This window comes from Ensifer sp. 2TAB8 (assembly GCF_052115125.1).
In the GTDB taxonomy this organism is placed as follows: Bacteria; Pseudomonadota; Alphaproteobacteria; order Rhizobiales; family Rhizobiaceae; genus Ensifer.
Genome location: NZ_JBFRGB010000028.1, coordinates 13685 through 36301 on the forward strand (window position 1 = coordinate 13685; position 22617 = coordinate 36301).

The window sequence follows — 22617 nt, forward strand, 5'->3', positions numbered from 1 at the left end:
AAAACCGGCGTGATCCGGTTTCCGTTGACATGACAGGCGTTCTATGGTCTCACGCGAGCCTATTGGAATAGCCTGCCGATACCGTTGTTGCGGCACCCTTGCGGGCCTTTCCTTCCCATAAAATGCGCGCCCGACGGCCGGATTTCTTCTCCGGCAAGGGGCGAGAAGCACGTCAGACGGGCAAAGACCATGGCAAATTCAGCAGTCCGGGTACGCATCGCACCCTCCCCCACCGGCGAGCCGCATGTCGGCACCGCCTACATCGCTCTGTTCAACTACCTCTTCGCAAAGAAGCACGGTGGCGAGTTCATCCTGCGCATCGAAGATACCGATGCGACCCGCTCGACGCCGGAGTTCGAACAGAAGGTGCTGGACGCGCTGAAATGGTGCGGGCTCGAATGGTCGGAAGGTCCTGATATCGGCGGTCCCTATGGCCCGTACCGGCAGAGCGACCGCAAGGACGTGTACCGCCCCTACGTCGAGAAGATCGTCGAGAACGGTCACGGCTTCCGCTGCTTCTGCACGCCCGAACGGCTCGAGCAGATGCGCGAGAGCCAGCGCGCCGCCGGCAAGCCTTCGAAGTATGACGGCCTGTGCCTCAACCTTTCGGCCGAGGAAGTGACGTCGCGCGTTGCAGCCGGCGAGTCGCACGTCGTGCGCATGAAGATCCCGACCGAGGGCTCGTGCAAGTTTAACGACGGCGTCTACGGCGACGTCGAAATTCCGTGGGATGCCGTCGACATGCAGGTTCTCTTGAAGGCCGACGGCATGCCGACATACCACATGGCAAACGTCGTCGACGACCACCTGATGAAGATCACCCACGTCGCCCGCGGCGAGGAGTGGCTGGCTTCCGTGCCGAAGCACATCCTGATCTATCAGTATCTCGGCCTCGAGCCGCCGAAGTTCATGCACCTGTCGCTGATGCGCAATGCCGACAAGTCGAAGCTGTCGAAGCGCAAGAACCCGACCTCGATCTCCTACTACACGGCGCTCGGCTACCTGCCGGAAGCCCTGATGAACTTCCTCGGCCTGTTCTTCATTCAGATCGCAGAAGGCGAGGAACTTCTGACGATCGACGAACTGGCAGCCAAGTTCGATCCGGAGAACCTGTCCAAGGCCGGCGCGATCTTCGACATCCAGAAGCTCGACTGGCTGAACGCCCGCTGGATCCGCGAGAAGCTTTCGGAAGAAGAGTTCGCCGCCCGCGTTCTTGCCTGGGCCATGGAAAACGATCGTCTGAACCAGGGCCTGAAGCTCAGCCAGTCGCGCATTTCGAAGTTCGGCGAACTGCCGGATCTCGCGAGCTTCCTGTTCAAGTCCGACCTCGGCCTACAGCCGGCAGCCTTCGCCGGCGTCAAGTCGACGCCCGAGGAACTGCTCGAGGTCCTCAACACCGTTCAGCCGGATCTCGAAAAGATCCTCGAATGGAACAAGGAGTCGATCGAAGCGGAACTGCGTGCGGTCGCCGAGCGCATGGGCAAGAAGCTGAAGGTCATCGTGGCGCCGCTGTTCGTCGCGGTTTCCGGATCGCAGCGCTCGCTGCCGCTGTTCGACAGCATGGAAATCCTGGGCCGCGCCGTGGTACGCCAGCGCCTGAAGGTCGCGTCTCAGGTGGTCGCCTCCATGGTCGGCAGCGGAAAGTAAGGAGAGCACGATGAACGACAAGACCGAGACCACTGGCCTCTCCTCCGACGCAACGGAAGTGCGCGCACAGAAGCTGAAGCTGCTGCGCGAGCAGATCGGCGACGTCTATCCGGCGCATTTCCACCGGACGATGACCAATGCCGAACTCATCGCCAAGTACGAGGGCCTGGAACCGGACACCGAGACGCAGGACGTCGTGACCGTCGCCGGCCGCGTCTATTCCTCGCGCAACTCCGGCATGTTCATGGACATCCATGACGCCTCCGGCAAGATCCAGATCTTCAGCCACAAGGACGTGTCGAGCGAGGAAGCCCGCGGGCTGCTGCCGATGATCGACATCGGCGACATCATCGGCGTCACCGGCGTCGTTCGCCGCACCAAGCGCGGCGAGCTGACGATCAACGCGCAATCGATCATCATGCTGACGAAGTCGCTGCTGCCGATGCCCGAGAAGTGGCACGGCCTGTCCGACATCGAGCTGCGTTATCGCAAGCGTCACCTCGACATCATGACCAACGAGGAATCGAAGCTGCGCTTCCAGCAACGCAGCAAGATCGTTTCCGGCATCCGTCGCTTCATGGAAAACGACGGCTTCATGGAAGTCGAGACGCCGATGCTGCATTCGGTCTATGGCGGCGCCACCGCCGAGCCGTTCAAGACGCATCACAACACGCTGAAGCTCGACATGTTCCTGCGCATCGCGCCGGAACTGTACCTGAAGCGCACGCTGGTCTCGGGCCTCACCGACAAGGTGTTCGAGATCAACCGCAACTTCCGCAACGAAGGCGTCTCCACCCGGCACAATCCGGAATTCACCATGATGGAGTGCTACTGGGCCTATGCCGACTACGAGGACATCATGGACCTCGTCGAGCGGCTGTTCGGTGAGCTGGCCATGGCGATCCACGGCTCGACCGAGTTCGCCTATGGCGACAAGGAAATCTCCTTCAAGGGTCCGTTCCGCCGCGTGCCGATGCCTGACGCCGTCAAGGAAGCGACCGGCATCGACTTCCTGGCGATGAAGACCGACGAAGAGGCCCGCGCTGCCGCCAAGGCTGCCGGCTTCGAGGTCGAGAAGGACTGGACCTGGGGTGAATGCCTTGCCTTCATCTTCGAAGAGAAGGTCGAAGGCACGCTGATCCAGCCGGCGCACGTCACGCATTTCCCGAAGGACATCTCGCCGTTTGCCAAGGAAGTGCCGGGCGAGCCGCGCCTCGTCGAACGTTTCGAGACCTATTGCAACGCCTGGGAACTCGGCAACGCCTTCTCCGAACTCAACGATCCGGAAGAACAGCGCGCCCGCATGGTCGAGCAGCTGGAGCAGGCCCACGCCCGCGGCGAAAAGGCCAAGCAGCTCGACGACGAGTTCCTTGATGCCATCGACCAGGGCATGCCGCCGGCCGGTGGCCTCGGCATCGGCGTCGATCGCCTGATCATGCTGCTCACCAACGCGCCGTCGATCCGCGACGTCATCCTGTTCCCGGCACGCCGGCAGAAAGCTGACTGATCAAGGTCACATACGCCCACGAATACGAAGGCCCGTCGCACCCGCGACGGGCCTTTTTGATTTTCTAAAGATGTCCGAAGTTCCGGACGCAGCGCGATCTCAGTGACCCGCCGGCGCCTCGGCGGTCTCTTCCGGCTTGGCCTCGTGCTCGGCGCCACCGGCTTCGGCCGTCTTGGCCTCGGCCGGATCCGCTGATGGATCGATGCACGACGAGTGGTCGTCCATCGCCGCCATCATCGTGCGGATATCGTCCAACGACAGATCGACCGTCTTGCCATGGAAGACACCGGCGGAATTGGCCGCGCCGGCATTGTAAGAAGCACGGAATGTTTCGCTCATTCCAGGCACGCTCTGCGGACCGGGCGCGAAGAGCACTTCCGCCCCGATTGCAGCACCGCGGACCTGCGCCCGATCTTCAGGTCCGGCCGCGTCGAGCACGACGACCTGATAGAGATCGGCCCTCTCGGACTTTGCCAGCGCTCCGACGACGCGGAGCGCTGTGCGCATGCGTGTCTCGCCATCGGCGCGATCGGTCTTGACGTGCATGCGGATCCAGCGCTGGCCGTTATGGCTGAGCTTGAGGGTGCGCAGCATCGTGCATTCGAGACCGGATGTGTTCGGCTTGGAAAGCCCCGCCATCAGTGCGTCCCGGCTGACATAGACAGCGGCTCCGCCGGATGCGGCCGAAACACCGAAGGCGGCGGCGAGGATGACGAGCAGTCTCTTCGATGGCCGAAACTTGCCGAGAATAGCCTTCACGAGGGGACTCCGCCGTCATATCCAGAAATTGCAGAAAAGCCCGAAGGGGGCGCCTTGACATTAGGCCCGCCACCTTTCGGAAAGTTTAAGCTGCTGCGGAGAAGACGGTCGGAAACGGCCGGTACGGCCGCCGAAAATGGCAGTGTGGCGTGCACACATTTACCGCCTGCACGCCACTGCTGCCGGTTGGCCAGATCAATCGATCGCAATGTCCACCCGGTTGCGGCACTCGCGGTAGGGCGAGACGTGCGCGATACCGGACGCATCCACCCACCGCCGGTTTTCAACGCAATAGGCTCCGGATTTCGTGAGGATCACCTTCGGACGGCGGCGGTTGTAGTTGTCATTGCCATGCGTGAAGGCGCCGATGCCGGGATACCAGTCGCTGCTATCAGAAGAGCCGTGCCCACTGCCGCCACCGCGGCCCTTGCCGCCGGCGCTTTGCGCAAGGGAGGGCGCGGCAAACGAGGTCGCCGCGGTGATGACGATCATGGAAACGAATACCAGCCTATGCATGACATTACCTCCCGGTTGACACTGGATGAGCCGTTCCCATCCATGTGAGGGAGCTTGCCATGTCCGCCGGCGCCACGATGTTCCCACGGAAACCTGCTGCGAACCCGCTCGGTCTCCGCCCGGGCGCCCGGGAGGGAGATTGACTTTCGCAGCCATCTTGCCTCCATTGCGGGCCGTCAAACACAAGAACAAGAAAAGAAGAACGAAAATGCACAAAGTCATATTTGATACGGACCCGGGCATCGACGATGCGATGGCGCTGCTTTTCCTGCATCGTCACCCGGCTATCGACCTGATCGGCATCACCACCGTCTTCGGCAATGCCTCGGTCGAAACCACCACCCGCAATGCGCTGTTCCTGAAGCAGCAGTGGGGTATCGATGCGCCCGTCGCCAAGGGGCTCGACAAGACCCTCAATCCCGACCGCCCGCATGTCGGCTGGCCGACCTTCATTCACGGCGATGACGGCCTCGGCAACATCGACGTGCCCGAGACGATCGACTTGCCGGTCGACCCGCGCCCCGCACACCGCTTCATCATCGATACGGTCCGCGCCCATCCCGGCGAAGTGACGCTCATCGCTGTTGGCCGCATGACCAACCTGGCGCTGGCGCTGCGCGAGGATCCGGATTTTGCCGCACTGGTGCGCGAAGTCGTCATCATGGGTGGCGCTTTCGACGTCAACGGCAACATCACGCCGGCGGCGGAAGCCAACATCCACGGTGACCCGGAAGCCGCCGACGTGGTGATGGCGGGCCCATGGCCGGTCACCGTCGTCGGCCTCGACGTCACCACCAAGACCGTGATGACCAAGGCGATGATCGCCGACATCGCCGAGCGCGGCGGCGAAGCCGGCAAGCTGCTCGCCGATATCTCGAAGTTCTACGTGACCTTCTACGAGCAGCACGTGCCCGACGGCATGGTCGTGCATGACAGCTGCGCCTGCGCCTATGTCGTTGCACCCGACCTCTTCACCGTCAGGAGCGGATCGATCCGCGTCGTCTGCGGCGGCATCGCCGACGGCCAGACGATCCAAAGCCCCGACAACAGGCTCTTCCCGCCGAGCCCATGGGACGATCTGCCGAGCCAGAAGGCCTGCGTCGACATCGATGCCGCGCGCACGCTGAAGCTCATCAGCGACACGCTGGTCCTGAACGGCTGATCCCGATCGAGGCGCAGCAAATGCTGCGCCTTGAAAAACTTGAACAAGACGGCTGGCGGACGCGCGTTCGCCGGCTATCTTTGTGTCCATGAAACCGGACGCCCTGCTCTATCCCGCCCCCAAAGGTCTCTATTGCCAGATTGGCGATTTCTACATCGACCCGGTGCAGCCGGTCGAAAGGGCGCTCATTACCCATGGCCATTCCGACCATGCCCGCGCCGGCCACGGCCAGGTGCTCGCCACCCGCGAAACCCTCGACATCATGCGCATTCGCTACGGCGATGATTTCTGCGGCACGAGCCAGGCGGTCGAACTCGGGGAAAGGCTGACGCTGAATGGCGTCGAGGTGGGCTTTCATCCTGCGGGCCACGTGCTCGGCTCGGCGCAGATCTCGGTCCATGCCAACGGCACCCGTATCGTCGTCTCCGGCGACTACAAGCGGCGGTGGGATCCGACCTGCGCCGGCTTCGAACCCGTCGCCTGCGATGTCTTCATCACCGAAGCCACCTTCGGCCTGCCGGTCTTCCACCACCCGGACGATCGGGCCGAGACCCGCAAGCTGCTCACTTCGCTTGCCCAGTTTCCCGAGCGGACCCACGTCGTCGGCGCCTATGCGCTCGGCAAGGCGCAGCGGGTCATCGCGCTCCTGCGCGAAGAGGGCTACCACCAGCCGATCTTCATCCATGGCGCCCTGCAACGGCTCTGCGACTACTACGAGAGCCAGGGCATAGACCTCGGCGAACTGCGCCCGGCAACGCTTGCCGTCGACGAGAAGCAGGATTTCAGGGACACGATCGTGATCGGTCCGCCCGCCGCCTTCGCCGACCGCTGGTCGCGCCGCTTCGCCGATCCGATCGCCGTCTTCGCCTCCGGCTGGATGCTGATCCGGCAAAGGGCGAAGCAGCGCGGTGTGGAACTGCCGCTCGTCATTTCCGATCACTGCGATTGGGCCGAGCTGACGGCGACGATCAAAGAGATCGCGCCGGGCGAAGTCTGGGTCACCCACGGGCGCGAAGAAGCGCTGGTGCGCTGGTGCGAGCTTCAGGGCATCGCCGCGCGTCCGCTGCATCTCGTCGGCTACGACGACGAGGGAGAGTGACGGGATGCGCGCCTTCGCCGAACTGCTTGATCGTCTCGTTCTGAGCCCGCAACGCAACGCCAAGATCCGGCTGCTCGCCGATTACTTCCGCACGACGCCGGATCCGAGCCGCGGCTACGCGCTAGCGGCCATCGCCGGCACGCTGTCGCTGAACACGGTCAAGCCGGCGATGATCCGCGACCTGCTGCTCGAACGCATGGACGCCGTGCTCTTCCAGTATTCCTACGACTATGTCGGCGACCTCGCCGAGACGGTATCGCTCGTCTGGGAGCCACCCGTCGGTACCGTTCAATCGGACATCCCGCTGGGTGCCGCCATCGAGCGCCTGCAGATGACCGGACGCGCCGACGTGCGCAGCGTGGTGCGCGACATGCTGGACCACTTGGACACGTCGGCGCGTTTCGCCTTCCTCAAACTGGTGACCGGAGGTCTGCGCATCGGCGTTTCGGCGAAGCTTGCCAAGCAGGCGCTTGCCGACATGGGCGGCAAGGAGGTGGCCGAGATCGAGACGCTCTGGCACGGCCTGTCGCCACCCTATCTGCCGCTCTTCCGCTGGCTTTCGGGAGAAGCGGAGAAACCCGAACTCTCGACCCCGGCGGTCTTTCATTCGGTCATGCTCGCCAACCCCGTCGGTGACGGCGATCTCGACGCACTCGACCCCAGGGATTTCGCGGCCGAATGGAAGTGGGATGGCATCCGCGTGCAGCTTGCCAATATCGGCGGCGTCCGGCGCCTCTATTCCCGCAGCGGCGACGAGATCTCCGGCACCTTTCCCGACGTGCTGGAAGCAGCCGACTTCACCGGCGTCATCGACGGCGAACTGCTCGTCGGCGGCACCGCACGCACCAACCGCGCAACCCGAACCTTTGCGGACCTGCAACAGCGCCTGAACCGCAAGACCGTCAGCCACAAGCTCATCGACGCCTACCCCGCCTTCATTCGCGCCTATGACATTCTCTTTTCAGGCGAAGAAGACGTCCGTCCTCAGGGCTTCGTCGCAAGAAGAGCAATGCTCGCCGATCTCGTCGAACACGCCTCACCGCAGCATTTCGACCTGTCGCCGCTGGTGCCGTTCTCGTCCTGGGAGGAACTTGATCGGCTGCGCGCCGACCCGCCCGATCCGGTCATCGAAGGCATCATGCTGAAGCGGCTCGATTCACCCTATACGCCGGGCCGCGTCAAAGGCCCTTGGTTCAAGTGGAAGCGTGCGCCCTTCAACATCGACGCGGTGCTGATGTACGCGCAGCGCGGCCACGGCAAGCGCTCCAGCTACTATTCCGATTTCACCTTCGGCGTCTGGACCGTGATCGACGGGAAGGAAACGCTCGTTCCGGTCGGCAAAGCCTATTTCGGCTTTACCGACGCCGAACTGGAAATCCTCGACCGCTTCGTCCGGGACAACACGACCGAGCGCTTCGGACCGGTCCGGGCCGTGCGGGCCGAGCCCGATTTCGGTTTCGTCGTCGAGGTCGCCTTCGAGGGTATCAACCGCTCGACCCGGCACAAATCGGGCGTCGCCATGCGCTTCCCGCGCATTGCCCGCCTCAGACAGGACAAGCTGCCGCGGGACGCCGACCGACTGGAGACGCTGCAGGCCATGATCGAGGCGCGCGAAGGCACGTAGCATCGCGACCTTCGGGTGGAAATATTGGGAACACCGGCGATGGCTGCGCGTTGGGAGCAGGCTATCAACCGAAAGGTGGTGTTCCATGCCAGCCAAGTCGAAGGCTCAGCAACAGGCGGCCGGTGCGGCTCTTGCCGCAAAACGCGGCGAGATCAAGAAGTCCAGCCTAAAGGGCGCATCCCGCGGGATGGAGAAATCCATGACCGAAGGCGAACTCAAGGAACTCGCCGAGACCAAGCGCAAGAAGCTGCCCGAGCACAAGGGCGACTGAGTGCAGAACCTCGAATAAAAGAGCCGCCTAAAACAAGAATTATTAAGACCCTTTTGGGATTATCCCGTCGATACGAAGCCATTCGCGTGCCGCCGGGGTGATCTGTGCCTGCCAGACATGCTTTCAACCTCGGAATGAAGAGGCTCTCCAGGATTTTAACGCCAAGCTACCTTCCGGCGGTCATTGCGGCTTTCGTCGTCCTGGTCGCCGGCATCCTTGCGGACAATCAGAACCAGGTGGTGGCCGAGGCGCRCCTGCGTGCGCGGGTCGCCGAAGAGCTCAACCCGATCCGTTCCAAGCTCGAAGCCAACGTCAACGGCAATGTCCAGCTCGTGCGCGGCCTGATCGGCACGCTCGTCACCGAGCCGGGCATGGATCAGAAGCGCTTCGCCGCCCTCTCGCGCGGCATTTTCAACGAGCGCTCTCAATTGCGCAGCATCGCCGGCGCACCGAACCTCATCGTTTCTCTCGTCTACCCCGTCAAAGGAAATGAGAAGGCAGTCGGGCTCGATTACCGCAAGAACGAATTGCAGCGCGCGGCCGTCATGCGCGTCAAGGACACCGGCCAGATGGTTCTTGCCGGCCCGGTGGACCTCGTCCAGGGCGGTCGCGGGCTGATCGGCCGTTTCCCGGTATCGATCGACGGCGGCGGCGGCAGCAATCGCTTCTGGGGCATCGTCTCCGCCATCATCGACATCGACCGCCTCTATCGTGACAGCGGTCTCCTTTCCGAACAGCCCGGCATCGATATCGCCATAGCCGGGCGCGACGGCACTGGCGCGGCAGGACAGGTCTTCTTCGGCGACCCCGCGATCTTCAAACGTTCGCCGGTCGAGATGACCGTGCTGCTGCCGGGCGGCTCCTGGCACATCGCAGCCGTTCCCAAGGGTGGCTGGCCGACGACGGCCGGCAACGCGTGGCTCATCCGCGGGCTGATCGTACTCGGTGGCCTGATGATCCTCCTGCCGATGATTTTGACCGGTCGCCTGATGAGCGAGCGGCAGATGAACATCCGCGCACTGAGGCACAGCAAGGCACAGCTGCAGGAACTTTCCCACCGCCTGAAGATCGCACTCGACTCCTCGCAGATCGGCATTTGGGAGCTGGACATCGCGAGCGGCAAGCTGCTCTGGGACGACCGGATGCGGGAACTCTATGGTCGCTTGGGCTCCGCACGCGAGACCTACGAGGACTGGAGAAGTGCGCTCTATTCCGAAGATGTCCAGCGCGCCGAGGCCGAGTTCAGAGAAGCGCTGGAAACGGGCGACGCCTACAACTCGGACTTCCGCATCTGTCTCGCAGACGGCAGTCTGCGCCACATACGTGCCATCGGCTCCGCCTATATCGGCGCCGATGGCATGCGGAAGGTCGTCGGTGTCAACTGGGACGTCACCGCCGACTTCGAGACCCGCGAGACCCTGTTCGAAGCCAAGCGCATGGCCGAGGCGCACAGCGTGGAGCTCGAGGCGGCGCGCCATCGCATGGAATTCAATGCCCTGCATGATCCGCTGACCGGCCTGCCGAACCGCCGTTTCCTCGACCAGGTGCTCGCCGAGCGCCACAGGCATTTCGCGCCGGAGGCCCGGCTCAGCATCTTCCACATGGATCTCGACCGGTTCAAGCAGATCAACGATACGCTCGGCCACGCCGCCGGCGACGAGATCCTGCGCCACGCCGCAGAGCTGCTCCGCGCCAATGCGGATGGCAGGGACTTCGTCGCCCGCATCGGCGGCGACGAATTCGTCATCGTGCGCCAGGATGGCGGACAGGAGCCGGACGCCGCCCTTGCATCTCGCATCATCGAGGCGATGAGCGTTCCCGTCCGCTACAAGGACCAGGAGTGCCGCATCGGTGTCAGCATCGGCATAGCTGCCCAGGCCAAGGCGGCGGACGACCTGACACACGTGCTCGTCAATGCCGATATTGCGCTCTACGAGGCCAAGCGTCGCGGCCGCAACCGGCACGAAACTTTCACCGGCGAGCTGAAGACAGCCGTTTTCAAGACCAAGCAGACGGCCGACGAGATTCTTCGCGGGCTGGAGCACAACGAGTTCATCGCCCATTTCCAGCCGCAGTTCTGCCCGCGCTCACTTGATATCATCGGTGTCGAGGCGCTGGCGCGCTGGGACCATCCGTCCAAGGGACTGCTCGGTCCCCATACGTTCCTGAAGACGGCCGAAGACATCAACGTCGTCGCTTCGATCGACCAGGCGATCCTTGAGCAGGCACTGTTCCAGATCTACCGCTGGGAGGCCAATGGCATCCACATTCCCAAGGTCTCGGTCAACCTCTCCTACGCCCGGCTCCACGATGAGAACCTGATCGACCGCCTCGAACAGTTGAAGATACCGGCGGGCCGCCTGTCGTTCGAACTCCTGGAGTCGATCTCCTTCGACGAGAGCGACGTGACCGTGCTTTCCAATATCCGCCGGATCAAGGAGCTCGGCATCGACATCGAGATCGACGACTTCGGCACCGGCTATGCCTCGATCCTGAGCCTTCTGAAGCTGACCCCGCGGCGGCTGAAGATCGACCGCCAGCTCGTTCTGCCAATCCTCGAGTCGCCCGCCGAAAAACGCCTCGTCGAATCGATCATCGATATCGGCACATCGCTCGGCATCGAAGTCATCGCCGAAGGCGTCGAGACGCTGGAACACGCCCATATCCTGAAGGAACTCGGCTGCCACGGGTTGCAGGGTTATGCCTTCGCGCGGCCGATGAACGCCAACGACCTCGCGACCTTCGCCTTCGAGCGCCGCTGGCTCGCAGCCTGAGAAGCGCGCCAGCCCGCAGCAAAAATCACGTTGCGTGCATTTTTCGCACCCGCAAGGCTTGGCAGCCTTGCCGCGAATCGCCATAAAAACAATTGCCCGCCTCCACTTCGTGAGATCGGCGGCATCACCTGCGGCAGTCGCTGATGCGACCGCCCTTTCGGGCCTCTAGAGTGTCCCGCTTCAAGTGGAACCACTGAAAGCGGAAAAGATGCTCTAGAATCAAAATCCTGGTGCGTCCCTTGTGCATTCGTTTGAAAGCACGGCGCTCCGGTGCCCGCTCTCCATGAAACCCGAACGAAGGGAACGGTACGATCGAATACGCGGGAAAATTGCTTTCTGTCTTCATTCTCGCCCCATTTGCGGGAAGCCTCCTTGCAATCTTCTTTCCGCCCGATCAGCGCGGTGCGACAGCCTGGTTCGCCGGAGCGATCGCGCTCCTGTGTTTCCTCGTCGCAGCCGGCCTCTATCCCTTCGTCACCTCAGGCGGCGTACTGCGCTACGATATCGCCTGGCTCCCTGAACTCGGCCTCAATTTCACCCTCCGGATGGATGGCTTCGCCTGGCTATTCACGGTGCTGGTGACGGCGATCGGCGTGCTCGTCGTGCTCTATGCGCGCTATTACATGGCAGCAGAGGATCCGGTGCCGCGCTTCCTGGCGCTGTTTCTCGCCTTCATGGGCTCGATGCTCGGCGTCGTACTTTCAGGCAATCTCATCCTGCTTGCGGTCTTCTGGGAGCTGACGAGCATCGTCTCCTTCCTCTTGATCGGCTACTGGCATCACAATGCCCATGCGCGCGATGGCGCGCGCATGGCGCTGACGGTTACCGGTACCGGTGGTCTCTGCATGCTCGTCGGGCTCCTGCTGATGGGCCGCATCGTGGGCAGCTACGACCTCGATGTCGTGCTCGCCTMCGGCGACATGATCCGCAACTCGTCGCTCTATATGCCGGTGCTGATCCTGGTGCTGCTCGGCGCGCTGACGAAGAGTGCGCAGTTCCCGTTCCACTTCTGGCTGCCGCAGGCCATGGCAGCGCCAACCCCGGTCTCCGCCTACCTGCATTCGGCCACCATGGTGAAGGCCGGCGTCTTCCTGTTGGCGCGCCTCTGGCCGGTCATGGCCGGCACCGAGGCGTGGTTCTGGATCGTCGGCCTCGCCGGGCTTTCCACCCTGCTGCTCGGCGCCTATTTCGCCATCTTCCAGCAGGACCTCAAAGGCCTGCTCGCCTATTCCACCATCAGCCATCTCGGCCTGATCACTGTCCTGCTCAGCCTCGGCAGCCCGCTTGCCGCCGTCGCCGCGGTCTTCCACATCGTCAACCATGCCACCTTCAAGGCATCGCTGTTCATGGCGGCCGGCATCATCGACCACGAGACCGGAACGCGCGACATGCGCAAGCTCGGAGGGCTGATACGGTACATGCCTGGAACGGCGGTGCTCGCCATGGTCGCGAGCGCGGCCATGGCCGGCGTGCCGCTGCTCAACGGCTTCATCTCGAAGGAAATGTTCTTCGCCGAAGCGATCGAGACGCATCAGGCCAACATCCTCGATTCGATCACGCCCTATGTCGCTACGCTCGCCGGCATGTTTGCGGTTACCTATTCGCTGCGCTTCATCCACAGCGTCTTCTTCGGCAAGACGCCGGAGGACCTGCCGAAGGTGCCGCACGAGCCCCCGCGCTGGATGCGCGTGCCGATCGAGTTCCTGGTGCTCGCCTGCCTCGTCGTCGGCGTCATCCCGGCGATTACCATCGCTCCGTTCCTGCATACGGCGGTCGTCGCCATCCTCGGCGCCAGCACCCCCTCCTACAGCCTTGCCGTCTGGCATGGCTGGAACCTGCCGCTGATCATGAGCTTCGTCGCGCTTGCGGGAGGCGTCGGCCTCTACTTCCTGATGCGCAACTACCTCGCGACCAGCGTCGAAGGACCGCCGATCTTCCGCCTCCTGCACGGCCAGCGCATCTTCGAGCGCGTGCTGGTGACGCTCTCCTGGAAATGGGCGCGTTCGCTCGAGCAGCGCCTCGGCACCCGGCGCCTCCAGCCGCAGATGCGTTTCCTGGTCTTCATCGCCGTTGCGGCCGGCGCCCTGCCGCTGCTTCTTTCCCAATACGAGCTGCCGCCGCTTCTCGTTCGCAGCATCGATCCAGCCTTCGCCCTGCTCTGGGCCGTCGGCATCGCCTGCGCGATCGGTGCGGCGATCCTCGCAAAATTCCACCGTCTGGCTGCACTCGTGCTGCTCGGCGGCGCCGGTCTCACCACCTGCCTGACCTTCGTCTGGCTTTCGGCGCCCGACCTTGCCGTGACCCAGTTGCTGGTCGAGATCGTCACGACCGTCCTCATCCTGCTCGGCCTTCGCTGGCTGCCGAAGCGCATCGAAGACACGCAGGAATCCGAACTGCTTTCGCTCAGGGTCCGCTTCCGCCGCCTGCGCGACTTCCTGCTGGCGGTCACCGCCGGCGGCGGCGTGGCGCTCATCGCCTATACGATGATGACCCGTCCGCTACCGGACACGATCGCCAGCTACTTCCTCGAGCGCGCCTACAAGGAAGGCGGCGGCACCAACGTCGTCAACGTCATCCTCGTCGATTTCCGCGGCTTCGACACGCTCGGCGAAATCGCCGTTCTGGCGATCGTCGCGCTCACGGTCTTCGCCCTGCTCCTGCGCTTCCGCCCGCAGGCCGACAGCCTGGAGGCGCCGGAACAGCAGCGCGTCCAGAACGCCTTCGACGACGATCATCCGGATCGCAGCAAGGGCGACAGCGTTGCCGAGTACCTGTTCGTACCGTCGGTCATCATGCGCTGGATGTTCCCGGTCATCGGCATGCTGGCGGCCTACCTGTTCCTGCGCGGCCATGACCTGCCGGGTGGCGGCTTTGCGGCCGGTATCGCCATGTCCATCGGCTTCATCCTGCAGTACATGTCCGGCGGCACCCGCTGGGTCGAAGAACGGCTGCGCATCCACCCGCTGCGCTGGATGAGCATCGGGCTGCTGGTCGCCGCGACCACCGGCATCGGTTCATGGCTCTTCGGCTATCCGTTCCTGACCTCGCATGCGCAATACGTCACACTGCCGATCGTCGGGAAGTTTCCGCTGGCGAGCGCGTTATTCTTCGATCTCGGCGTCTTCTCGCTGGTGCTCGGCGCAACGGTGCTGATCCTCATCGCGCTGGCCCACCAGTCGATCCGCGCGCCGCGTGCTCATGCACGCGCCATGCGAAAGGAGGCACGCTGATGGAGATCATTCTCTCTGTTGCTATCGGCGTGCTGACGGCTTCCGGCGTCTACCTGCTGCTGCGCCCGCGCACCTATCAGGTGATCATCGGCCTTTCTCTGCTCTCCTATGCGGTCAACCTCTTCATCTTCGGCATGGGGCGCGTTCGCGTGAACGCGCCGCCGGTGCTAGAGCCCGGTGGCGTGGGCGATCTCAGCCGCTTCACCGATCCGGTGCCACAGGCGCTCGTGCTGACTGCGATCGTCATCGGCTTCGCCATGACCGCGCTCTTCCTCGTCGTGCTGCTCGCCTCGCGCGGCTTTACCGGCACCGACCATGTCGACGGCAGGGAGCAGCGCCATGACTAACTGGATGCACCACCTGCTGATCCTGCCGATCCTGCTGCCGCTGATGGTCGGCGCCGCGATGATCCCGATCGACGAGCGCAACCGCATGATGAAGGGCGTGATGGGCTTCGTCTCGACGCTCGCGCTTTTCGTGCTTTCGATGGTGCTGATGCGCATTGCCTCGATGGAAGGGGCGCCGGCCGGCAACGGCGTCTACCAGCTCGGCAACTGGCCGGCACCCTTCGGCATCGTTCTGGTGCTCGATCGTCTGTCGGCGCTGATGCTCTGCCTCACGAGCGGACTGGCGCTTGCCGCCCAGGCCTATTCCATCGCCCGCTGGCACACGTCGGGTCATCACTTCCATTCGCTGTTCCAGCTGCTGATCGCCGGTCTCAACGGTTCATTCCTCACCGGTGACCTGTTCAACCTCTTCGTCTTCTTCGAGATGATGCTGGCGGCGTCCTACGGCCTGCTCCTGCATGGTTCCGGGCCGCTACGCGTCAAGGCAGGTCTGCACTACGTCGCGATCAACCTCGCCGCCTCGTCGCTCTTCCTCATCGGCGTCAGCCTGATCTACGGTGCGACCGGTACGCTCAACATGGCCGATCTCTCGATGAAGCTGGCGACGCTCTCGCCGGACGATCGCCAGATGGTCGAGGTCGGCGCCGGCGTGCTCGGTGTCGCCTTCCTGGTCAAAGCCGGCATGTGGCCCTTGAGCTTCTGGCTGCCGACGGCCTATTCGGCCGCAACGCCTCCCGTCGCCGCCGTATTTGCGATCCTGACCAAGGTCGGCATCTACGTCATCCTCAGGCTTTCGCTGCTGGTCTTCGGCACAAGCGCCGGGGCCTCCGCAGGCTTCGGCCAGCCGATCCTTATTGCAGGCGGACTGCTGACAATCGCCTTTGGCGCGATCGGCGTGCTCGCTTCACAGGCAATGGGTCGCCTTGCGGCCTATTCGGTACTCGTTTCCTCCGGCACCTTGCTCGCAGCCATCGGCCTCGGCCATCCGAGCATGATTGCCGGGGCGCTCTTCTACCTCGTCAGCTCGACACTGACGATCGCCGCCTTCTTCCTCCTGATCGAACTGGTCGAGCGCGGCCGTGACGCCGGCGCCGACGTTCTTGCGGTGACGATGGAGGCCTATGGCGACGCCGACGAGGACGAGGAGGAAGAAGAGGTCGGCGCCGCAATCCCAGGCACCATGGCGATCCTCGGCCTCTGCTTCTGCCTTTGCGCGCTGCTGCTTGCCGGCCTGCCGCCGCTCTCGGGCTTCGTCGCCAAGTTCGCGATCCTCAGCGGTCTCTTCGGCCTGTCGGGAACGGAAGCCGCCCCGGCGATTTCCGCGGCCGACTGGACCTATGTCACGCTGCTGATCGTCTCCGGTCTCGCAGCGATGATCGCCATGAACCGCGTCGGCATCCGCACGTTCTGGGCGTCGATCGAAAACACCGTGCCGCGGGTGGTCGTCATCGAGATCACCCCCGTCGTCGTGCTGCTCGCCACCTGCATCTTCCTGAGCGTGCAGGCCGGCCCGACGATGCGTTACATGCAGGCAACGGCGGATTCGCTCTTCGATCCCGCCGGCTATACGGAACGTGTGCTCACCGCACCCCGGGCGGGAGGGCACTAACGATGCGCATCTGGCTCCCCTATCCCTTGCTGTCGATTGCCCTGCTCATCATCTGGGTGCTGCTCAATCAATCGGTCGCCCCTGGCACCCTGGTCATGGGCACGATCCTGGCGACCGGCCTCAGCTGGGTGACGCTGAAGCTCAGCCCGGTCCGCTCGCACCCGCGCCGGATCCTGTTGATACTGCGCTTCGGCTTTGCCGTGGCACTCGACGTCATCCGATCCAATCTTGCCGTCATTGGAGTCATCCTGCGTGGCCGGCACCGTCCACCGAGCTCCGGCTTCCTGACGGTCGACATCGATCTCGAAGACGAAAATGCCCTGGCGCTGCTCGCCTGCGTCATGACGGCAACGCCCGGGACGGCCTGGCTCGAATACGATCGAGGACGCAAGTCTCTGCTCTTCCACGTGCTCGACATGGAGAACGAGGACGTCTGGCTCGATACGGTCAAGCGCTACGAAGCCGCATTGAAGGAGATATTCGGATGATGGAACTTACGATCATCTGGTCGATCCTGATTGCCCAGATCATGCTCGGCCTGGCGATGGCCTTCGCCTTTTACCGCATGGTGCGAGGGCCGCGCGCCCAGGATCGCATCCTCGGCCTCGACACGCTCTACATCAACGCCATGCTGATGCTGCTCACCTTCGGCATCCGCACCGCGAACTCGATCTATTTCGAATCGGCACTGATCGTCGCGCTGATCGGCTTCGTCTCGTCGATCGCCTTCGGCAAGTTCCTCATGCGTGGGGAGATCATCGAATGAACCATCTCACCGACCTCCCTGTCTGGGCGGCCGTTCTCGTCTGCGGGCTTACCGTTCTCGGCGCCGCAGTGGCGCTGATCGGCTCGGTTGGCCTGCTCAGGTTCACCAGCTTCTACGAACGCCTGCATGCGCCGACACTGGCGACCAGCGGCGGCGTGCTGATGATCTGCACCGCCTCGATCGTCTGCTTCGCAGTGCTGCAAAGCCGTTGGGTGTTCCACGAGATCCTGATCATCGTCTTCGTCGTCGTCACCACACCTGTGACGTTGATGCTGCTCGGGCAGGCAGCGCTCTACCGCGACCGTGTCGAAGAAAAGCGGGGCGTCCCGCTGAAACAGCGGCCGTCCCGCGAAGAACCGGCGGAATAGGTTTCAGACCACTTCCAGCCAGGAAACTCAGGGCTGCATCCCATGGGAGCGCGGCCTATTCGCCGCGCCCTCTGAAGCGCCGCTGATAGGCGGGATCATAAAGCGAGCTTTCACGGAAGTCGGAAGCTTCGAGCCCGGGGCCGACGAAGATCAGCGCCGTGCGCTCGATCGGCTCTTCGGCCACCTTGGCGCCGATATCGGCAAGCGTGCCGCGCACCACCCGCTCGTCCGGCCAGGAAGCCTTGACGACGATGGCGACCGGGCAGTCGGCGCCGTAGAGCGGCGTCAGTTCCTCGACCACCTGCTGGAGCGCGTGTATGGCGAGATGGATCGCCAGCGTCGATCCCGTGGCGCCGAAGGCCGAAAGCGTTTCGCTGTTCGGCATCGGCGAGGCGCGGCCCGAAACACGGGTCAGCACCAGGCTCTGGGCAACCGCTGGAATGGTGAGCTCACGCCCAAGCGCCGCGGCGGCCGCCGCAAAGGACGGAACGCCCGGCGTCATCGTATAGGCGATGCCGTGCTTCTCCAGCCGACGGATCTGCTCGGCCACAGCGCTCCAGACCGAGAGGTCGCCGGAATGCAGCCGCGCCACATCCAGTCCGTCAGCCTCCGCCCTCAGATATTCCGCCTCGATCTCGTCGAGCGACATCGGTGCCGTGTCGACGATCCGGGCGCCCGGCGGGCAGTACTGCAGGAGCTCAGGCGAAACGATCGATCCGGCATAGAGGCAGACCGGGCAGCGCCCGATCAGGTCGCGCCCGCGCACCGTAATCAGATCCGCCGCGCCCGGGCCTGCTCCGATGAAATGTACCGTCATAGAAGATTACTCCAAGAATTTAGTGCTTCGTCCACGCCCATTGAGTGACCGGCATGGCCGGCTTCCAGCCGGTCATCGCACCCACCGGGCCGGCCCGCGCGATATCGATGCGGATCAGCGAACCGCCAAGCCGCGCGTGATGATCGAGCAGCACCACTTCCATGTCCGTCGTCACCGCATTGGCGACCAATCGTCCGCCGGGGCCAAGTGCGGCGATTGCCGCTGCCATCACGCCGTCTTCGCTGCCGCCGCCGCCGACGAAGATCGCATCCGGCTGCGGCAGGCCGGCAAGGGCCGCCGGCGCTTCGCCCTCGACCACCGTCAGCCCGGGCACGCCGAACATCGTCGCGTTCCGGCCGATACGCGCCGCCCGCTCCGCTGACACTTCGATGGAGATCGCCTGCATGGTCGGGTCGGCCAGCATCCATTCGATGCCGATCGAGCCTGAGCCACCACCGATATCCCAGAGCAGCTCACCCTTGCGCGGCGCAAGTGCCGAAAGCGTCAGCGCCCGTACCTCCCGCTTGGTGATCTGCCCGTCATGTTCAAACAGCGCGTCGTCGCGGCCGGCCGCCAGCGGCAGGATGCGCGCGCCCTCGTCGGCCGCGACCTCGATGGCGCAGACGTTTAAAGGATGCACGAGGCCGAGCATGAAGCGCGCGGCAATCTGCGTCGTCACCCGTTCGCCCGCGCCGCCGAGCGCTTCGAGCACGGTCAGTCGCGACTGACCGAAGCCGCTTGCGACCAGAAGCTCGGCAAGATCCCGCGGACCCGCCCCGTCCGATGTCAGCGTCAGCACACGCGCGCCCGGATGCAGATGCGGCCGCACCAGATCGAGCGGACGGCCGTGGACGGAAACAAGCGTCGCATCCTGCAGCGCCCAGCCGAGACGCGAGGCGGCAAGGCTGATCGACGAGGGTGCCGGAAGCGTGCGGATTTCGGCCGAGGCGATCCGTCGCGCCAGCGTCACGCCGACGCCGAAGAAGAACGGGTCGCCGGAGGCGAGCACCACGACCGGCGTGCCGCGGCGTGCGACGATCTCCACGACCGAACGTTCGAGTGGGCTTAGCCAATTGTGCGCTTCGCCGGTGATGAGAGAAGCGGCGAGCTCCAGGTGGCGATGGCCGCCATAGACGACGGGTGCTTCGGCGATCAGCCGCTTGGCCTCGTCGCCGAGACCCGCTACACCATCTTCACCGATACCGATGACGGTCAGCCAGGGGGAGACGATGGCGGGTTCGCTGTTCGACACGTCAGCCATGGAAAAACCTCGCATTCTGATTTTGGGTGGCACCACCGAGGCGCGCGAGCTCGCGCGCCGGTTGGCCGAAGATGTCCGCTACGACACCGCGATCTCGCTGGCCGGTCGCACCGCGGACCCGCGCCCGCAGCCGGTCAAGACCCGCATCGGCGGTTTCGGCGGCGCCGATGGGCTGGCGCATTTCCTGCAAGATGAGAACATCGCGCTGCTGGTCGATGCGACGCACCCCTTTGCCGCGCGCATTTCGCACAATGCCGCGGACGCGGCGCAAAGAACCGGCGTTCCGCTGCTTGCCCTCCGCCGACCGGAATGGCAGCCGCTGCCCGGCGATCGCTGGAACGCGGTCGACAGCGTTGTCGAGGCAGTGAACGCACTTGGCGATCGTCCACGCCGCGTCTTCCTCGCCATCGGCAGGCAGGAGGCTTTTCATTTCGAAGCCGCGCCGCAGCACAGCTACATTATCCGCAGCGTCGATCCGGTCACTCCACCGCTCGATCTGCCCGACCAGGAAGCGATCCTGGCGACCGGCCCCTTTGCGGAGGCCGACGAAGCCGAGCTGCTCAAGGGCCGACAGATCAACGTGATCGTTGCCAAGAACAGCGGCGGCAGCGCCACCTACGGCAAGATCGCCGCAGCGCGCCGGCTCGGCATCGAGGTAATCATGGTCGAGCGGCGCAAGCCCGCGGACGTGCCGACGGTGGGCAATTGCGACGAGGCGCTCGACCGCATCGCTCACTGGCTCGCCCCTGAATAGAAACGCGGCGTGTAGACGAGATCGGGCTGGCCGTCGCGCTCGACGATGCGCGTCTCGGGCGAACCGATGATGACGCAGGTCGCCATGTCGGCGCGGTTGGCATCGGCCTCGCCGAGCGGCATCACGGCGATCCGTTCGTCCGGCCGTCCGGCCGCCCGGCCGAAAATGACCGGCACCGTTGCCGGCAAAACGCCGCGCAGAAGCTCAAAGGCTTCGCCCAGTTGCCACGGCCGCGACTTGCTGATCGGATTGTAGAGCGCAATGACGAAGCCCGCTTCCGCCGCCAGCCTGAGCCGCCGGGTGATCACTTCCCAGGGCTTTAGATTGTCCGAAAGCGAGATCGCGCAGAAATCATGGCCAAGCGGCGCGCCGATACGGGCGGCAACGGCGAGCATCGCGGTCACACCGGGCGTGATCACCAGTTCAACCGACTTCCATTCCGCCGGCCCCTTGTCGATCGCCTCGCAGACAGCGGCCGCCATGGCAAAGACGCCGGGATCGCCGCCCGAGACCATGCAGACCTTCACACCTGCCGCCGCCCGCGTCAGTGCGACCTGAGCCCGATCGAGTTCCTCACGGTTGTCGGAGGCGATGCGCACCTGATCAGGACGGAGGTTCAGCCGGTCGAGATAGGGAAAGTAGCCGTAGAATTCCTGAGCGGCGGCAACGGCTTCCGCCGTTTCCGGCGTCATCTGCTTGGCGCCGCCCGGTCCAGTGCCGACCACATAGAGCGTACCGGTCATGGCCGGTCCTTCCAGCCGGGAACGAGCACCAGCGAGAAATAGGGCGCATCGTCGTCTGCCTTCTCGGCGAGCGCGGTCATCGCCGCGTTCTTCATCGTGCCGCGCTCGACATAGACGGCCTGAGCGAGGCGACCGGATGTGGCAAGCGCCCGGCGGATCTTCGGCAGGTTGCGCCCGACCTTCATGATGACGGCCGCTTCGGTATCCGCAAGCCTGCGGCCAAGCTCGGCCTCGGCCATGGTGCCGGGAAGCACGGAGAGCACGTCATCGCCCTGCACCAGCGGCAGGCCGGCAAGCGACCAGCACCCGGACATGGCGGTAATGCCCGGGATCACCTCGACCGGGAAGCGGTTGGCGAGCCGCACATGCAGATGCATGTAGGAGCCGTAAAATAGCGGATCGCCTTCGCTGAGCACCGCGACCGTGCGACCGGCGGCAAGATGCGCCGCCACGGCCTCGGCCGACGCGTTGTAGAAATCGGTGATCTGGCTCTTGTAGGCGCCGTCGTCCTTGTCGATCTCGGTCGTCACCGGATAGTAGAGCGGCAGTTCGACGAGATCGGGCTTCAGCAAACCTTCGACCACGGCGCGTCCATTGCCGCTGCGCCCGGCCTTGGCGAAATAGGCAAGCACATCGGCTTGCCCGAGCGCCTTCACCGCCTTGACCGTCAAAAGCTCCGGGTCGCCCGGGCCGGTTCCAACGCCGATCAGACGTCCCACACCTGCGCCGCTCACAGGCCCGGCCTCGCGAGCGAGTTGAGCGCCGCCGCCGTCATGGCGCTGCCACCGAGGCGGCCGCGCACGATGGCGAAGGGAACGCCGTAGGAATTCTCGGCCAAGGCATCCTTCGATTCCGCCGCGCCGACAAAACCGACAGGCATGCCGAGGATCGCCGCCGGCTTCGGCGCGCCGTCACGCAGCATTTCGAGCAGGAAGAACAGCGCCGTCGGCGCGTTGCCGATCGCGACCACCGAACCGGCCAGACGCTCGCTCCAGAGCTTCAGGGCGGCGGCGGAGCGGGTGTTGCCGATCTCGGCGGCAATCTCGGGCGTGCGCGGATCGCGCAGCGTGCAGATCACCTCGTTGCCGGCCGGCAGCCGTGCACGGGTGATACCGTGCGCAACCATCTCGGCATCGCAGAGGATCGGCGCACCGGCTTTCAGCGCCGCGCGGGCCGAGCTTACGAAATCGGGAGAGAAGACGAACTGCCTGGTCGCCTCAACGGAACCGCAGGCATGCACCATGCGCACCGCCAGATCCGCTTCCTCTTCGGAGAAGCGCGAAAGATCGGCCTCGGCGCGGATGATGGCGAAGGAACGCTCGTAGATGGCGTTGCCATCGCGAATGTAATCATACTCAGGCAT

At 64.2% G+C, this 22617-nt stretch carries 21 protein-coding genes; 14 read left to right on the forward strand and 7 right to left on the reverse strand.

Annotation, left to right across the window (positions count from 1 at the left end):
* Positions 1-189 precede the first annotated feature (189 nt).
* Both gltX and lysS read left to right on the forward strand, forming a co-directional pair.
* Positions 190-1647, forward strand: coding sequence for a glutamate--tRNA ligase (gene gltX / locus AB4Z53_RS29780; RefSeq protein ID WP_441599047.1), 1458 nt, complete (start codon positions 190-192; stop codon positions 1645-1647).
* A 10-nt stretch (positions 1648-1657) separates the two neighbouring features.
* A complete protein-coding gene (lysS, locus tag AB4Z53_RS29785) occupies positions 1658-3154 on the forward strand; it encodes a lysine--tRNA ligase (protein WP_441599048.1) in 1497 nt (498 codons plus the stop codon).
* A 99-nt stretch (positions 3155-3253) separates the two neighbouring features.
* On the opposite strand, the gene AB4Z53_RS29790 is transcribed toward lysS, so the two are convergent.
* Together AB4Z53_RS29790 and AB4Z53_RS29795 are read right to left on the reverse strand one after the other, a co-directional pair.
* Positions 3254-3913: a hypothetical protein gene (locus AB4Z53_RS29790; RefSeq protein ID WP_113535988.1), complete on the reverse strand. Its 660-nt coding sequence runs from the start codon at positions 3911-3913 to the stop codon at positions 3254-3256.
* A 195-nt stretch (positions 3914-4108) separates the two neighbouring features.
* Positions 4109-4405 (reverse strand): hypothetical protein, encoded by a 297-nt coding sequence (locus tag AB4Z53_RS29795; protein WP_441599049.1) that lies wholly within the window; start codon positions 4403-4405, stop codon positions 4109-4111.
* Between the two features lie 232 nt (positions 4406-4637).
* Between AB4Z53_RS29795 and AB4Z53_RS29800 the strand changes: the two genes are divergently transcribed.
* From AB4Z53_RS29800 to mnhG, 11 genes are all read left to right on the forward strand, one after another.
* Complete coding sequence (locus AB4Z53_RS29800) at positions 4638-5591, forward strand: nucleoside hydrolase (RefSeq protein WP_441599050.1); 954 nt, start codon at positions 4638-4640, stop codon at positions 5589-5591.
* A gap of 88 nt (positions 5592-5679) precedes the next feature.
* The gene (locus AB4Z53_RS29805) at positions 5680-6690 is read left to right on the forward strand and encodes a ligase-associated DNA damage response exonuclease (RefSeq protein ID WP_441599051.1); all 1011 of its coding nucleotides are present in this window, start codon (positions 5680-5682) and stop codon (positions 6688-6690) included.
* 4 nt (positions 6691-6694) lie between these two features.
* Positions 6695-8314, forward strand: a complete 1620-nt coding sequence (locus tag AB4Z53_RS29810; protein ID WP_441599052.1) for a cisplatin damage response ATP-dependent DNA ligase — start codon at positions 6695-6697, stop codon at positions 8312-8314.
* Between the two features lie 85 nt (positions 8315-8399).
* Complete coding sequence (locus AB4Z53_RS29815; protein ID WP_223725657.1) at positions 8400-8585, forward strand: DUF3008 family protein; 186 nt, start codon at positions 8400-8402, stop codon at positions 8583-8585.
* 134 nt (positions 8586-8719) lie between these two features.
* On the forward strand, positions 8720-11359 hold the full coding sequence (locus AB4Z53_RS29820) for a bifunctional diguanylate cyclase/phosphodiesterase (RefSeq protein ID WP_441599083.1): 2640 nt from the start codon (positions 8720-8722) through the stop codon (positions 11357-11359).
* Positions 11360-11688: 329 nt separating this feature from the next.
* A complete protein-coding gene (locus AB4Z53_RS29825; protein WP_441599053.1) occupies positions 11689-14589 on the forward strand; it encodes a monovalent cation/H+ antiporter subunit A in 2901 nt (966 codons plus the stop codon).
* Positions 14589-14936 carry a Na+/H+ antiporter subunit C gene (locus AB4Z53_RS29830; protein ID WP_441599054.1) on the forward strand — a complete coding sequence of 116 codons (348 nt, stop codon included), beginning with the start codon at positions 14589-14591 and terminating at the stop codon, positions 14934-14936. Before AB4Z53_RS29825 ends, AB4Z53_RS29830 begins: the two co-directional genes overlap by 1 nt.
* Complete coding sequence (locus tag AB4Z53_RS29835; RefSeq protein WP_441599055.1) at positions 14929-16545, forward strand: monovalent cation/H+ antiporter subunit D; 1617 nt, start codon at positions 14929-14931, stop codon at positions 16543-16545. Before AB4Z53_RS29830 ends, AB4Z53_RS29835 begins: the two co-directional genes overlap by 8 nt.
* A gap of 2 nt (positions 16546-16547) precedes the next feature.
* The gene (locus AB4Z53_RS29840; RefSeq protein ID WP_441599056.1) at positions 16548-17033 is read left to right on the forward strand and encodes a Na+/H+ antiporter subunit E; all 486 of its coding nucleotides are present in this window, start codon (positions 16548-16550) and stop codon (positions 17031-17033) included.
* A complete protein-coding gene (locus AB4Z53_RS29845) occupies positions 17030-17311 on the forward strand; it encodes a K+/H+ antiporter subunit F (protein WP_057254530.1) in 282 nt (93 codons plus the stop codon). Before AB4Z53_RS29840 ends, AB4Z53_RS29845 begins: the two co-directional genes overlap by 4 nt.
* Complete coding sequence (gene mnhG / locus AB4Z53_RS29850; protein ID WP_113535978.1) at positions 17308-17679, forward strand: monovalent cation/H(+) antiporter subunit G; 372 nt, start codon at positions 17308-17310, stop codon at positions 17677-17679. Before AB4Z53_RS29845 ends, mnhG begins: the two co-directional genes overlap by 4 nt.
* A 55-nt stretch (positions 17680-17734) precedes the next feature.
* Here the strand turns inward: mnhG and cobM are convergent, their stop codons facing one another.
* Positions 17735-18496, reverse strand: a complete 762-nt coding sequence (gene cobM, locus AB4Z53_RS29855) for a precorrin-4 C(11)-methyltransferase (protein ID WP_223725663.1) — start codon at positions 18494-18496, stop codon at positions 17735-17737.
* A gap of 19 nt (positions 18497-18515) precedes the next feature.
* Positions 18516-19757, reverse strand: coding sequence for a precorrin-6y C5,15-methyltransferase (decarboxylating) subunit CbiE (gene cbiE, locus AB4Z53_RS29860; protein WP_441599057.1), 1242 nt, complete (start codon positions 19755-19757; stop codon positions 18516-18518).
* On the opposite strand from cbiE, the gene AB4Z53_RS29865 reads away from it, so the two are divergent.
* On the forward strand, positions 19726-20511 hold the full coding sequence (locus AB4Z53_RS29865; protein WP_441599084.1) for a cobalt-precorrin-6A reductase: 786 nt from the start codon (positions 19726-19728) through the stop codon (positions 20509-20511). The genes cbiE and AB4Z53_RS29865 overlap by 32 nt on opposite strands.
* On the opposite strand, the gene AB4Z53_RS29870 is transcribed toward AB4Z53_RS29865, so the two are convergent.
* From AB4Z53_RS29870 to AB4Z53_RS29880, 3 genes are read right to left on the reverse strand one after another with little or no spacing between them, the layout of a single operon-like run.
* A complete protein-coding gene (locus tag AB4Z53_RS29870; RefSeq protein WP_441599058.1) occupies positions 20490-21254 on the reverse strand; it encodes a precorrin-3B C(17)-methyltransferase in 765 nt (254 codons plus the stop codon). The two genes, AB4Z53_RS29865 and AB4Z53_RS29870, sit on opposite strands and share 22 nt — an antisense overlap.
* On the reverse strand, positions 21251-21988 hold the full coding sequence (locus AB4Z53_RS29875) for a precorrin-2 C(20)-methyltransferase (RefSeq protein ID WP_441599059.1): 738 nt from the start codon (positions 21986-21988) through the stop codon (positions 21251-21253). The genes AB4Z53_RS29870 and AB4Z53_RS29875 overlap by 4 nt, the downstream gene beginning before the upstream one ends.
* Positions 21985-22617: a precorrin-8X methylmutase gene (locus AB4Z53_RS29880; RefSeq protein ID WP_113535973.1), complete on the reverse strand. Its 633-nt coding sequence runs from the start codon at positions 22615-22617 to the stop codon at positions 21985-21987. Before AB4Z53_RS29880 ends, AB4Z53_RS29875 begins: the two co-directional genes overlap by 4 nt.

Excerpts from the sequence above, each read along its gene's own strand:
- AB4Z53_RS29805 (WP_441599051.1), top strand. The coding sequence starts at position 5,680 with ATGAAACCGGACGCCCTGCTCTATCCCGCCCCCAAAGGTCTCTATTGC.
- AB4Z53_RS29815 (WP_223725657.1), top strand. The coding sequence starts at position 8,400 with ATGCCAGCCAAGTCGAAGGCTCAGCAACAGGCGGCCGGTGCGGCTCTT.
- gltX (WP_441599047.1), top strand. The coding sequence starts at position 190 with ATGGCAAATTCAGCAGTCCGGGTACGCATCGCACCCTCCCCCACCGGC.
- mnhG (WP_113535978.1), top strand. The coding sequence starts at position 17,308 with ATGAACCATCTCACCGACCTCCCTGTCTGGGCGGCCGTTCTCGTCTGC.
- AB4Z53_RS29830 (WP_441599054.1), top strand. The coding sequence starts at position 14,589 with ATGGAGATCATTCTCTCTGTTGCTATCGGCGTGCTGACGGCTTCCGGC.
- AB4Z53_RS29810 (WP_441599052.1), top strand. The coding sequence starts at position 6,695 with ATGCGCGCCTTCGCCGAACTGCTTGATCGTCTCGTTCTGAGCCCGCAA.
- AB4Z53_RS29865 (WP_441599084.1), top strand. The coding sequence starts at position 19,726 with ATGGCGGGTTCGCTGTTCGACACGTCAGCCATGGAAAAACCTCGCATT.
- AB4Z53_RS29835 (WP_441599055.1), top strand. The coding sequence starts at position 14,929 with ATGACTAACTGGATGCACCACCTGCTGATCCTGCCGATCCTGCTGCCG.
- AB4Z53_RS29840 (WP_441599056.1), top strand. The coding sequence starts at position 16,548 with ATGCGCATCTGGCTCCCCTATCCCTTGCTGTCGATTGCCCTGCTCATC.
- cbiE (WP_441599057.1), bottom strand. The coding sequence starts at position 19,757 with ATGGCTGACGTGTCGAACAGCGAACCCGCCATCGTCTCCCCCTGGCTG.
- AB4Z53_RS29800 (WP_441599050.1), top strand. The coding sequence starts at position 4,638 with ATGCACAAAGTCATATTTGATACGGACCCGGGCATCGACGATGCGATG.
- AB4Z53_RS29880 (WP_113535973.1), bottom strand. The coding sequence starts at position 22,617 with ATGCCTGAGTATGATTACATTCGCGATGGCAACGCCATCTACGAGCGT.
- AB4Z53_RS29845 (WP_057254530.1), top strand. The coding sequence starts at position 17,030 with ATGATGGAACTTACGATCATCTGGTCGATCCTGATTGCCCAGATCATG.
- AB4Z53_RS29870 (WP_441599058.1), bottom strand. The coding sequence starts at position 21,254 with ATGACCGGTACGCTCTATGTGGTCGGCACTGGACCGGGCGGCGCCAAG.
- AB4Z53_RS29795 (WP_441599049.1), bottom strand. The coding sequence starts at position 4,405 with ATGATCGTCATCACCGCGGCGACCTCGTTTGCCGCGCCCTCCCTTGCG.
- lysS (WP_441599048.1), top strand. The coding sequence starts at position 1,658 with ATGAACGACAAGACCGAGACCACTGGCCTCTCCTCCGACGCAACGGAA.
- cobM (WP_223725663.1), bottom strand. The coding sequence starts at position 18,496 with ATGACGGTACATTTCATCGGAGCAGGCCCGGGCGCGGCGGATCTGATT.